This window comes from Burkholderia sp. HAN2018, from assembly GCF_024704855.1.
Lineage (GTDB): Bacteria > Pseudomonadota > Gammaproteobacteria > Burkholderiales > Burkholderiaceae > Burkholderia > Burkholderia cepacia.
In genome coordinates this window covers 1-11,340 of sequence record NZ_QOBB01000219.1, presented here as the reverse complement: position 1 = coordinate 11,340, position 11,340 = coordinate 1, and the positions used below count along the sequence as shown (strand labels likewise).

General features: G+C 68.6%; 12 protein-coding genes and 1 pseudogene. 9 read left to right on the top strand and 4 right to left on the bottom strand.

Annotated features, from left to right (window positions below):
* From DPV74_RS33605 to DPV74_RS33595, 3 genes are all read left to right on the top strand, one after another.
* Positions 1-505, top strand: a 505-nt coding sequence (locus DPV74_RS33605) for an ATP-binding cassette domain-containing protein (RefSeq protein ID WP_162923207.1), incomplete at its 5' end; no start/stop codon positions are given.
* A complete protein-coding gene (locus DPV74_RS33600) occupies positions 502-1,266 on the top strand; it encodes an ABC transporter ATP-binding protein (RefSeq protein WP_119338751.1) in 765 nt (254 codons plus the stop codon). The genes DPV74_RS33605 and DPV74_RS33600, both read left to right, overlap by 4 nt.
* 115 nt (positions 1,267-1,381) lie before the next feature.
* Positions 1,382-1,828: a hypothetical protein gene (locus DPV74_RS33595; RefSeq protein ID WP_119338750.1), complete on the top strand. Its 447-nt coding sequence runs from the start codon at positions 1,382-1,384 to the stop codon at positions 1,826-1,828.
* Between the two features lie 37 nt (positions 1,829-1,865).
* Here DPV74_RS33595 and DPV74_RS33590 read toward each other — a convergent pair whose 3' ends face one another.
* Together DPV74_RS33590 and DPV74_RS33585 are read right to left on the bottom strand one after the other, a co-directional pair.
* The gene (locus tag DPV74_RS33590) at positions 1,866-3,287 is read right to left on the bottom strand and encodes a sensor histidine kinase (protein WP_119338749.1); all 1,422 of its coding nucleotides are present in this window, start codon (positions 3,285-3,287) and stop codon (positions 1,866-1,868) included.
* A complete protein-coding gene (locus DPV74_RS33585) occupies positions 3,274-3,939 on the bottom strand; it encodes a response regulator transcription factor (protein WP_059653815.1) in 666 nt (221 codons plus the stop codon). Before DPV74_RS33585 ends, DPV74_RS33590 begins: the two co-directional genes overlap by 14 nt.
* A gap of 238 nt (positions 3,940-4,177) precedes the next feature.
* On the opposite strand from DPV74_RS33585, the gene DPV74_RS33580 reads away from it, so the two are divergent.
* From DPV74_RS33580 to DPV74_RS33565, 4 genes and pseudogenes are all read left to right on the top strand, one after another.
* On the top strand, positions 4,178-5,194 hold the full coding sequence (locus DPV74_RS33580) for an ABC transporter substrate-binding protein (RefSeq protein WP_119338748.1): 1,017 nt from the start codon (positions 4,178-4,180) through the stop codon (positions 5,192-5,194).
* Between the two features lie 111 nt (positions 5,195-5,305).
* Positions 5,306-6,616 carry an MFS transporter gene (locus DPV74_RS33575; RefSeq protein ID WP_119338747.1) on the top strand — a complete coding sequence of 437 codons (1,311 nt, stop codon included), beginning with the start codon at positions 5,306-5,308 and terminating at the stop codon, positions 6,614-6,616.
* Between the two features lie 117 nt (positions 6,617-6,733).
* Entirely contained in the window at positions 6,734-7,009 is a 276-nt protein-coding gene (locus DPV74_RS33570) for a YlcI/YnfO family protein (protein ID WP_060171358.1), read from the top strand.
* A pseudogene (locus tag DPV74_RS33565) lies at positions 7,006-7,306 on the top strand (type II toxin-antitoxin system RelE/ParE family toxin). Before DPV74_RS33570 ends, DPV74_RS33565 begins: the two are co-directional and overlap by 4 nt.
* 47 nt (positions 7,307-7,353) lie before the next feature.
* Here the strand turns inward: DPV74_RS33565 and DPV74_RS33560 are convergent.
* Both DPV74_RS33560 and DPV74_RS33555 read right to left on the bottom strand, forming a co-directional pair.
* Positions 7,354-9,150 (bottom strand): sensor histidine kinase, encoded by a 1,797-nt coding sequence (locus DPV74_RS33560; RefSeq protein WP_060171356.1) that lies wholly within the window; start codon positions 9,148-9,150, stop codon positions 7,354-7,356.
* Complete coding sequence (locus tag DPV74_RS33555) at positions 9,147-9,791, bottom strand: response regulator transcription factor (protein ID WP_027790813.1); 645 nt, start codon at positions 9,789-9,791, stop codon at positions 9,147-9,149. The genes DPV74_RS33560 and DPV74_RS33555 overlap by 4 nt, the downstream gene beginning before the upstream one ends.
* A 320-nt stretch (positions 9,792-10,111) precedes the next feature.
* On the opposite strand from DPV74_RS33555, the gene DPV74_RS33550 reads away from it, so the two are divergent.
* The gene (locus DPV74_RS33550) at positions 10,112-10,564 is read left to right on the top strand and encodes a hypothetical protein (RefSeq protein WP_027790814.1); all 453 of its coding nucleotides are present in this window, start codon (positions 10,112-10,114) and stop codon (positions 10,562-10,564) included.
* A 102-nt stretch (positions 10,565-10,666) separates the two neighbouring features.
* Positions 10,667-11,340: DedA family protein (locus DPV74_RS33545; RefSeq protein ID WP_205571962.1), on the top strand; the 674-nt coding region annotated here is incomplete at its 3' end.

Below are 11,340 nucleotides of genomic sequence, written 5' to 3'. Positions count from 1 at the left end.
GCCCGCGCTCGGCGCTGCGGCCGAGGTGTGGCGCGCGCTCGTGCGGCCCGCATCGGTGCGGCGCGAGGAAGCGGCGCTGCGCGACGAGGCGCGCGACATCATCGCCGGGTTCGGCGAACGGCTCACGCCGCGCATCGATCATCCGGCGCACAGCCTGTCGTATGCGAACCGGCGGCGCGTGGAGATCGGCCGCGCGCTCGCGCTGCATCCGCGCCTGCTGCTGCTCGACGAACCGACGGCCGGGATGAACGAGACGGAGACGGCCGAGATGCTGCAACTGATCCAGTCGCTGAAGGCGCGCGGCCTGACGATCCTGCTGATCGAGCACAAGCTCGAACTCGTGATGCGCGTGTCCGACCGCGTGATGGTGCTCGACAACGGCGTGAAGATCGCCGAAGGCGCGCCGCGCGACGTGCGGCACGATCCTCGCGTGATCGAGGCGTACCTCGGCCGCCGCCATGCGGGCGGCACGCCGGCCGACCGTGCAGCGCAGGCAGCCGCATGAGCGCTACTTCTTCCGGATTGCAAACGAACATGACCGATGCGCTGCTGAAACTCGAACACCTCGACACGTTCTACGGGCCGGTGCAGGTGCATTTCGACGTGAACTTCGAAGTCGGCCGAGGGCAGATCGTCAGCCTGCTCGGCGGCAATGCGAGCGGCAAGTCGACCACGATGAAGCTGATTCTCGGGTTGATGCGGCCGAAGCGCGGCGTCGTGCGCTTCGACGGCGACGACGTGACGGCGCTCGCGACGCCGCAGCGCGTGCGGCGCGGGATCGCGGCCGTGCCCGAGGCGCGGCGGCTGTTCGGCGACATGAGCGTGCGCGAGAACCTGCTGATGGGCGCGTACACACGCGGCGACCGTGCGGCGGTGGGCGAGGACTACGAACGCGTGCTCGACCTGTTTCCGCGGGTGCGCGAGCGGCTGACGCAGCGCGCGGGCACGCTGTCGGGCGGCGAGCAGCAGATGCTGGCGATGGCGCGGGCATTGATGGCGCGGCCGAAGCTGATCTGCATGGACGAGCCGACGATGGGGCTGTCACCGCTCTATGTCGACAAGGTGCTCGAACTGATCGACGCGATCAACAAGCAGGGCGTGACCGTGTTCATGGTCGAGCAGAACGCGAGCCTTGCACTGGAGATCGCGCATTACGGGTATGTGTTGCAAACGGGGCGCGTCGTGCTCGAAGGGCAGGCCAAGGCGCTGCTCGACGACGAGCGCGTGCGCGATGCGTATCTCGGTGGCGAGGCGGTGGCAGCGTAGCGGGCGGGGCCGATGGCGGTGCCCGGATCCGGCCTCGCAAAAAAACTGCGAGGTACACCGACTTGTCAGGTAGATTACGCGCAGTCGCCATTACCGCCACCGGGAGCGCCGCGCCATGTTGACCTACGCCATTCAGAAAACCGGCTACGACTACACTCAACTCGATCCTCAGGGCGTGACGGACTACGCGTCGTTCACGCGTGCCTTCGACACGTTCCCGTGGGCGGCGCAGCACGCCGAATGGGACGACACGCAGGAAGGGCCGTTGCCCGCGCTCTTGCTGCAGCATGCCGACGATCAGCGCGAATTGTGGGTGACCGCGCTGAGCGACGCGCATGCGGACGGCTTCCAGTTGAATGCCGTTTCGATGCGGATGAAGAAGGGGCTGTTCGGGATCGGCAAAGGCAAGCTGGAACGGCATGTCGACACGATCGACGTCGACACGCGCGCGGAAGTCGACACATTGTGCCGGCTGTTCTGCGATCGTCGGTATGACGAGTTGGACCAGTTGGTCGCGCGGCATGCGGAGCGGAACCGCTTCGACGACAACGACGACGACTGAGCGCCTGCCGCGCCCGATCCGGCACCGGTCCGTCCGTTCATGCCTGCGCGGCGCCGATCCCCGCCGCACGCGGAAACGTCAGCACGACCGCGAACCCGCCCGCATCGGGAAACGCAAACCCGATGCGCCCGCCGTGCGCCTTCATCACTTCCTGCACGATCGCGAGCCCGAGGCCCGACCCCGTGCGCCGCTCGCTGCCGTCCGGTGCGATCCGCACGAACGGCTGCAGCGCGGCATCCCAATGCTCGCGTGGAATGCCGCGGCCGTTGTCGGTGACGGTCAGCGTCACGGTATCGCCTGCGTTGCCCTTCGTCGCGACCGACACGACGATGTCGTCCGCATGCCCGTGCAGCAGCGCGTTGTGCAGCACGTTCGACAACGCTTCCTGCAGGCTGATCGCGTCGCCGTCGATCCAGGCGAGCGGCGCGTCGCTCGCGAATGCGACGGCGACATCGCGCTCGCCCGCGAGCGGAATCGCGCGGCCGAGCACGTCCTTCGCGAGCGCGACGAGGTCGACCGGCTGCAGCGGTACGGCTTCGGTGCGATGGATCACCATCGCGTGATTGAGCAACTGGCCGGTGAGCCGGCCGACGTCCGAAGAGGTCGCGCGTAGCGCATCGAGCCGCGCCGCGTGACGCGCTGGGTCCGATTCGCCGTCGAGCAGCTCGATCTGCGCGTCGAGTCGCGCGAGCGGCGTGCGCATCTGGTGCGCCGCGTCGGCGATGAAGCGCTGCATCGCGTTGATGCGCTCGGCCAGGCGGTGTATCAATCCGTTGATCGACCCGATGATCGCGTCGATCTCGCTCGGCGTGTCGACGGCCACCGGCCGCAGGTCGGCCGGGTCGCGCGCGGCGATGATCGTGCCGATCTGCGCGAGCGGGCGCAGGCCGCGCCGGATCGCGAGGCCGCTCGCGCCGATCGCGAGCACGCTCATCAGCAGGATCAGCGTCCATACCTTGAGGCTCATGTCGTTCGTGAGCTGCTGGCGCGCGTTGGTGGTTTGCGCGACGGTTACGAGCGCCCAGCCCGGCGTGCTCTCTTCGGGCATGTAGCGCGCGATGGTCGCGGTGCGGATTCGGTGCCCTTGGTACAGGCCGTTCGCGAACGCCGGGCCCTGTTTCGCGGCGGCGAGCGTCACGGGGCTCGCGAGATCGTTGTAGCCGGCCACGACGATGCCGCGCGAATCGACGACCTTGTAGTAGACGAGGTCGTAGCGCGACAGCGTCGACAGCGCGGCCACCGGCGGATTCAGCGCGAGCACGCCGCCCTGCACGTAGAGGTTTTCCGCGACCTGGATCGAGGCGCCGGCAAGCAGCTGGTCGTATGCGCGTTCGGCCGCGACGCCCGCGTAGTAGCGCGCGATCGCCGCGAGCGCGAGCGCGCCGGACGCGACGACGAGCGCGATGAAGAGCAGCGTGCGCCCGAACAGCGTCTTCGGGAACCAGTCAGTGCGCCGCAATCTGGTACCCCATCCCGCGCGCGGTACGGATCTCGACCGAGCTGCCCTGCAGCTTCCTGCGCACGCGTGTCACGTACTGCTCGACCGCGTTCGCGGTCGGCTCGTTGCCGAAGCTGAACAACTGGTTCAGCAGTTCGTCCTTCGAGAAGATGCGTTGCGGGCGGCTCGCGAGGATTTCGAGCAGCGCGAATTCCTGGCGCGACAGCGACAGCGGCTGGCCGTCGAGTTCCGCCAGGCGGCTGCTGCGGTCGATCACGAGGCCGCCGAGCGTCAGCACGTCGTTCGCGTGGCCGCTGTTGCGGCGCAGGAGCGCCTGCACGCGCGCGTCGAGTTCGCGGTAGTCGAACGGCTTCACGAGGTAGTCGTCGGCGCCGAGGCCGAGGCCGCTCACGCGGTCGTCGATCGCCGAGCGTGCGGTGACGAGCAGCACGGGTGTCGTGCTGCCCGACGCGCGCAGGTTGCGCAGCACGGCGAAGCCGTCCATGCCGGGCAGGTTCGCGTCGAGCACGACGAGGTCGAAACGCTCGACGCGCAGCAGCCCGTTCGCGGTCGCGCCGTCGGTCTCGAGATCGACGGCATGGCCGAGCCGCGCCAGGCGGCTGCGGATCGCCGCGCCGATTTCGGCATCGTCCTCCACGACGAGAATGCGCATGGTGCCGTTTCGCAGATGGGTGGGTTAGGGGTTTTCCCGGGGCCGGGATGTCAGCATTTTCTCAGACTCGGTCGATAACCTGTGTCGAGCCGGATGCAGCACGCAAGGACGGCATTAATACCAGAAATATTCAAGGAGACGGCAACATGCAGCATGTCACGGGCACGACGAATGCGCGGCGCGGCGCGACGCGGGTTTTCGCGTGGCCGTTTGCCGTCCGTCGCACGGCGGCCCGCGCATGACGACGTCACTGCGCCGCCGCGCGTTGATCGCCGCCGGCATCGGCATGCTGGCCGCGCCGCCGCTCGTGCGCGCGAAGCCGCGCACCGTCCGGATCTCGAAAGGCTTCGGGGTGCTGTACCTGCCGCTGCTCGTGATGGAGAAGCAGCGGCTGTTCGAGCGGCACGCGGCGCGCCACGGCGTGCGCGACGTCGCGGTCGACTGGGTGCTGCTCGACGGCGGCAATTCGGTCAACGACGCGATGATGGCCGGCACGCTCGATTTCGCGGGCGCCGGCGCCCCGGGTTTCATCGAGCTGTGGGCACGGGCGCGCGGCATTCCGAATGTCGAGGTGATCGGCATCAGCGGGCTGTCCACCACGTCGCTGTCGCTGAACGCGAACCGCGCGGGCCTCGTGTCGCTGCGCGACTTCACGCCGTCCGACCGGATCGCGGTGCCCGGCATCCGCACGTCGCTGTCGGCGGTCGTGCTGCAGATGGTCGCGAGCCGGCAGCTCGGCGCGACGCATTTCGCGCAGCTCGATTCGATCACCGTGAACCTCCCGCATCCGCAGGCGATGCAGGCGCTGATCCGGCGCGAGAACGGCGTGACCGCGCACTTCACGTCGCCGCCGTTCTCGACGCTCGAGCTGCGGCAGCCGGGCATTCACCGCGTCGTGAATTCGGTCGACGTGCTCGGCCCGCTGACGCTCGACGTCGTATTCGCGCCGAAGCGGCTCGTCGATACGGACCCCGCGCTGGCCGTCGCGTTTCTCGGCGCGCTCGACGAAGCGAACCGCCTGATCGCGCAGGACCCGCGCGCGGCGGCCGCGCTGTATGCGGCGTCGTCAGGCGTCGGCGTGTCGCACGACGACGTGATGCGGATGCTCGCCGCGCCCGACACGCGCTTCTCGGTACTGCCGAACCAGCTGATGGACTACGTCGAATTCCTGTACCTGGCCGGCACGATCAAGGCGAAGCCGCGTGCATGGCACGAGATGTTCGCGCCGATGCTCGACGACTACCGGTCGCGCTGATGCCGCCGCTTCCTTTCCCCGACATGCCCCGCACCCGCGCGATCGTCGCGCGCGGCGCCGATTCAAACGACATGCAACCGCTGTGCAACCGATTCACGCAAGGAGCCTGAAGTGAATGCTACCGACACCCTGGACCCCGCGTCCGCCGAAGAACAGCGCATCATGTCGAAGATGGCGCGGCGCCTGCTGCCCATCCTCGTCGTGATGTTCCTGATCGCGTTCATCGACCGGCAGAACGTCGGCTTCGCGAAACTGCAGATGGTGCACAGCCTCGGGATGACGGAAGCCGCGTTCGGGCTCGCGTCGTCGCTGTTCTTCATCGGCTACCTGCTGTTCGAGGTGCCGAGCACGCTCGCGCTGCATCGCTACGGCGCGCGCGTGTGGCTCGCGCGGATCATGCTGACGTGGGGGCTGATCACGGTGCTGATGGGCTTCACGACGTCGATGCCCGCTTTCTGCGCGCTGCGCTTTGTGCTCGGCATCGCCGAGGCCGGCTTTTATCCGGGCGTGATCTACTACCTGACGTTGTGGTTTCCGCAGAGCTATCGCGCGAAGGTGCTCGGCATCTTCACGCTCGGCAGCGCGCTCGCGAACATGCTCGGCTCGCTGGTCGGCGGCGTGTTGCTGAGCCTGAACGGCGTGTGGGGGCTCGCGGGCTGGCAGTGGGTGTTCGTGGCGACGGGCATCCCGGCGGTGATCGTCGCGATCGTCGTGTTCCGCGTGCTGCCCGCGTCGGTGCGCGACGCCCGTTTCCTGGACGACCGCGAGAAGCAGATCGTCGAGGCCGCGCTCGAACGCGAGAAACCCGCGCAGGCCGAGCACGGCAAGCCGTGGAAAGCGCTGCTCGACCCGCGCGTGATGCTGTTCGCGGCGACCTACATGCTGATGTCGACGTCGCTGTACGGCGTGACGTACTGGCTGCCGACGCTCGTGAAATCGTTCGGCGTGTCGAGCACGACGAACGGCTTCCTGAGCATGCTGCCGTGGGCGCTCGCGGTGCTGCTGCTGGTGTGGCTGCCGGGGAAACTGCGCCGCGCGAAGAGCATCCTGCGCACGATCGCGATCGTCGCGGCGCTTGGTGCGCTCGGCTTCCTGCTGAGCCTCGTGCTGCCGTCGACGCCGCTGCGCTTCATCGCGCTGGTGCTCGGCGGAGCATGCATCCCGCTGCTGTATCCGTGCTTCTGGTCGATGCCGCCGCGCTACTTCACCGGCGCGCGGGCGGCGGCGAGCGTCGCGGCAATCAACTCGATCGGCAACCTCGGCGGCTTCTTCAGCCAGAACCTGATGCCGTTTGCCGGCAAGGTGACGGGCACCGCGTTCGGGCCGATGATCGTGCCGATCGTGTGTCTCGCGCTGCTCGGAATCGGCGCGCTGGTCGCGTGGACCCGCTCGGAGCGGGGGATGGTGGCGATGCGGGCGTGAGGTGTGCGGCGCGGCCGGATTGTGGTCCCGGACACGTTGGTCAGGCCGAATGGCCGACTGCACGCGTAAAAGAGGGTTTGCTACCATGGATTACATATGTGATCCATGGAGTGTGCGATGAAAACCGCGATCATGCCGGCGCTGCGTGTCGATCCGCAATTGCGGGAGGCGGCAGAGTCGGTCCTTGAGGAAAACGAGACGTTGTCTGCGTTCATGGAGTCGGCGCTTCGCGATGGTATCGCGCGTCGTCGCCTGCGGCGCGAGTTTGTCACCCGTGGCCTTGCATCGCGCGACGAGGCGCGCCGTACCGGCGAATACGTCGACGCCGCCGACGTGCAGGCCGAACTCGAGGGCATGCTGAACGCTGCGAGAACAGCGAAGGCGGCGGATTGATCTATCGGGTCCGATATACAAGTGCGGCCCGTGAGGATCTGGTGCAGATGCATCGATACCTGCTCGAACGTGATACCGATGCAGCGGCAGCGGGCTGCGGACGCGATCGAACAAGGTATCGCCATGCTCCGAATGTTTCCGTTCACATGCCGCAAGATCGACGACGGGAATCCGTTTCTGCGTGAGCCGATCGCGTCTTTCGGCACGTGGGGCTACGTCCTGCCGTTCGAGATTGAAGCGGCCGGGCAAGTCACGATTCTGGCCGTGCGACATCAACGGGAAGACGACTACCACTGACGCATGATCGACGCGGCGGCCGGCATTTGCCGATATTGCCGCCTCGATCAGCGATCGATCCTCGAACCTCCATTCCCGCCATGCGCGACCGCAGCAGGCGCAGGCGACAGCGGAATCTCGACCTCGATCGTCGTCCCCTCGCCGAGCGTCGTTGCGATCCGCAGCGTGCCGCCAACGAGATACGCACGCTCGCGTAACCCGACCAGCCCGAACGATCCCGATTTGCGCGGCACGCCGGGATCGAATCCCGCGCCGTCGTCGCGAATCGTCAGCTCGATCGCCTGGTTCGCCTGCACGAGCGCGACGTTCGCATGCGACGCGGCCGCGTGCCGTGCGACGTTCGCGAGCGCTTCCTGGGCGATGCGGAACACCGCCGTCGCGTAAGGCTCGTCGAGTTGCAGTTCGGGCGGGTCGACATGCAGCGCGCATTCGATGCCGTGACGGTGCCGGAAATCCTCCACGAGCCATTGCATCGCGGCGGCGAAGCCGAGATCGTCGAGCATCAGCGGGCGCAGGTCAGACGCGATGCGGCGCGTCGCGGCCACCGCGCCGCGCGCCAGCGTGTGCATCGCCGCGATCTTGCGCGCCAGCAGTGCATCGTCCTGCGGCACGCGATCGATCAGCCATTCCAGATCGTTCTTCAGCGTCGCGAGTGTCTGCGCGAGTTCGTCGTGCAGCTCGCGTGCGATGCGGCGCTGCTCGGCTTCGCGAGCGCTCGCGCTGATCGCGGCGATCTCGCGCAGCTCCTCGCGCGACGCCTGCAGCGCTCGCTCGGCGCGCACGCGTTCCTCGACTTCGCGCCGCAGGTCGCGGTTCGACGCGCTCAGTTGCGCGGTGCGTGCGGCAACGCGCTGTTCGAGCCGCTCGTTCGCGTCGTTCAATTGCGCGCTCTTCTGCACGACGAGCAGATGCTGGTAGCGCGCGCCGGCCAGCGCGCGCACCGTCTGCGCATGCAGTCGGCCGTTTTCGAACAGCATCGCGAACAGCACGACGCCGGACGCGACCAGACCGTACGCGCGCCCCGCGTAGAAGCCGAGATCGTAGCGCCCGTGATTCAGCATCGCCGACAGCGCGATGTCGAACAGCCACGCGACGAGCACCGTCATCACCCACAGGTCGAGCACGGAATGCCGCCGCCGCCGCTGCCACATCAGCATCAGCGCAACCAGGTTCAGCCCCCAGACGATCGTGATCGCGTTCGTCATCGTCGCGGCCATCCGGTTGCCGTTCATGATGCGCGGCAGCAGGTCGTGGCCGGCCGTCGCGAGCAGCGCGAGCGCGGCCGTCGCGCCGAGCGCGGCCGCGATGCACAGCACCACGGGAATCGCCGCGCGGCGTTGCGGAGCCGGGATCGGGCCCGCGGCAGGCGATGCCGCGCGCAGCAGCGCGTACGCGGCGACCGCCAGCGGGAAGCCGCCGTGCCAGAACAGGTAGAGCCAGGCGGTGGTCTGGTCGCCGGCGCCGAGCAGGCCGGTCGGCGCGAACAGCCCGGGAAAGGTCAGCATGTGGGTGCCGGCCATGAAGCCCGTGAACAGGTAGCCGCCCGCGAGCACGAGCAGCGGCTTCTCGCGCAGGATCGCGTACTGGCCGAGCAGCAGGCCGGCCGTCACCATGTCGTTGACGACGATCGCCGACTGGTACACGGGGATGAACGCCCAGCCCGGCGCAAGCGGCCTGCCCGCGAAGGGCGCAAGCGCGGCGAAGATCACCGCGGACACGAGCACGGTCGCGAGCGCGAGCCGCCGTTCGCGCCGGCCCGGCGGCAGCGACGACATGAACAGGCGCGACGCGTCGGAGGTGTCGTCGTCCGGGGGGGAGGGCGGGAGGTGGAAGGCGGCCGTCATGCGTCGCCGCCGGGGTCGAGGTCGTGGCGCACCGCGTAGCGGACCAGCGCGGCTTCGTGCGGCAGTTCCATCTTCTCGAGGATCCGTGTCTTGTACGTGCTGACCGTCTTGGCGCTCAGCGCGAGTTCGGTCGCGATCTGCGTGACGGTCTGGCCGGCGACGATCCGGCGCATCACGTCGAGCTCGCGCGCGGACAGCCGTTCGTGCGGCAGTGCCGCGGCCGGCGCGCGCAGCGTGAGCGCGAGGCTTTCGGCCGCCGACGGGCTCACGTAGACGCCGCCCGCCGCGACCTTGCCGACCGCCTCCACGAGCTCGGCGGTCGCGCTGTCCTTCGTCAGGTAGCCGGTTGCGCCGGCCTTGAACGCGCGCGCCGCGTATTGCGCCTCCGCGTGCATCGTCAGCACGAGCATGCGCAGCGACGGCGCGTGGTGCTTCACCAGCCGGATCAGCTCGATGCCGGTCGGCGCGGGCATCGACAGGTCGAGCAGCAGCACGTCGGCGGTGCCGCGCTCGACCAGCGCGAGCGTGGCCGAGCCGTCGCTCGCCTCGCCGACGATTTCGAAACCGCCGGCCGTCTCCAGGATGTGACGCAGTCCGTCCCGCATGACTGCGTGATCGTCAGCCAGAATTACCCTGATCATCTAGCGATCCTCTTCGGGATGACGCCGCGCCCTGCTGTCCGGTGGTCGCCGCGGCCGTTCTTCTGACCAATATATTCCGCCGAATCCGAAAACGATACTCATCCGGTAAATTTTCGAGACAGGTTTTCGACGAATGTGCACTGAAACGAAATAATTCCCGAGAAAACATACGCGGCGGGGCGGGCGCGAATCAGGGTATTCCCGGGTGGTCGCGGCGGCGGGAACCGGGCGGCGCGGCGGGTCGCCAGCCGCCCCGCGAACCGCCCGGAATCGGGACTAAACTGGTGCCCGATGCCATGACACTAACGAGGAGCCCCGTGATGATCGATCTTGCCGATATCCTGCCGTCTGCACTGCCTGCCGCCGTCGCGTGGGCCGAAGCGGAGGCGGCGCGCGGGATCGCGCAGGGTGCGCCGCTGACGCCGGCGCAGGCCGACGACGCGCGCACGGTGGGCGTCGCCCAGCCGGAGCGGATCCGCGTGGTGATCGTCGAGCGCATGCCGTTTCCGGAGACGCCGACGCTCGCCGCGATCGCCCGCGACACGGGGCTGTTGTCGCCGGGGACGATCGGGCTCACGCTCGGTCATGCGGTGTACGTGCTGCGCGGGCAGGACACGCGCCGCCTGCTGACCCATGAATTTCGCCACGTGCATCAGTACGAGGCCGCCGGATCGATCGGCGCGTTTCTCGCGCGCTATCTGCAGGAGATCGCGACGGTCGGCTACCACGACGCGCCGCTCGAGGCCGACGCGCGGCAGCACGAGTTCGATTGATCCGCCACGCCGGCGCGACCGCGCGCACCGCCCGATGAACGCTCCCCATGCCATCGCCGGCCCGGTGTTCTCACGTCGGGTCGCTTCGCCATGGAGCGTGCAATGAGCGACACGATCCATGCGTGGATCGGCGCGATCGGCGCGCATCCGCTGCTCGTGCTCGCGGTCGTGTTCGTGACCGCGTGCGCCGAGGCGATCGCGCTGATCGGCACGGTCGTGCCGGCCGGCGCCGTGATGTTCGCGGCCGGTGCGCTGATCGGCGCGGGCGCGCTCGACGGCTGGACGACGATCGGTGTCGCGGCGGTCGGCGCCGTGATCGGCGACGGCATCAGCTACGAGCTGGGGCGGCACTACCGCGGAATGATCCGCAACGCATGGGCGCGCTTCGGTTATGCGAACGCCTACGGGCGCGGCGAGGAGTTCGTGCTGCGCCACGGCGTGAAGAGCATCGTGCTCGCACGTTTTCTTGCGCCGGTGCGCGCGGTCGTGCCGGTCGTCGTCGGCTGCGCGACGCTGCCGCGCCGGTCGTTCTATCCGGTCAACATCGTCTCGGCACTCATCTGGGCGCCCGTGCACGTCGCGCCGGGCATCGTGTTCGGCGCGTCGGCCGCGCTGGCCGCGGCGATCAGCGTGCGGGTCGCCGTGATCCTGCTGGTCGTCGCGGCGCTGGTCGCGCTCGTGTGGATCGGCGTGCGCGTCGCGCTGCGGCGCGGTTGGCCGCTGTTGCGTCGTGCGCTCGTCGAAGGGGGGCACGCATGCGCGCACCGCTGGCCGCG

Bases quoted from the DNA above. Each gene is read 5' to 3' on its own strand.
- DPV74_RS33595 (WP_119338750.1), top strand. From the start codon at position 1,382: ATGTTGACCTACGCCATTCAGAAAACCGGCTACGACTACACTCAACTC.
- DPV74_RS33580 (WP_119338748.1), top strand. From the start codon at position 4,178: ATGACGACGTCACTGCGCCGCCGCGCGTTGATCGCCGCCGGCATCGGC.
- DPV74_RS33555 (WP_027790813.1), bottom strand. From the start codon at position 9,791: ATGATCAGGGTAATTCTGGCTGACGATCACGCAGTCATGCGGGACGGA.
- DPV74_RS33585 (WP_059653815.1), bottom strand. From the start codon at position 3,939: ATGCGCATTCTCGTCGTGGAGGACGATGCCGAAATCGGCGCGGCGATC.
- DPV74_RS33600 (WP_119338751.1), top strand. From the start codon at position 502: ATGAGCGCTACTTCTTCCGGATTGCAAACGAACATGACCGATGCGCTG.
- DPV74_RS33570 (WP_060171358.1), top strand. From the start codon at position 6,734: ATGAAAACCGCGATCATGCCGGCGCTGCGTGTCGATCCGCAATTGCGG.
- DPV74_RS33550 (WP_027790814.1), top strand. From the start codon at position 10,112: ATGATCGATCTTGCCGATATCCTGCCGTCTGCACTGCCTGCCGCCGTC.
- DPV74_RS33560 (WP_060171356.1), bottom strand. From the start codon at position 9,150: ATGACGGCCGCCTTCCACCTCCCGCCCTCCCCCCCGGACGACGACACC.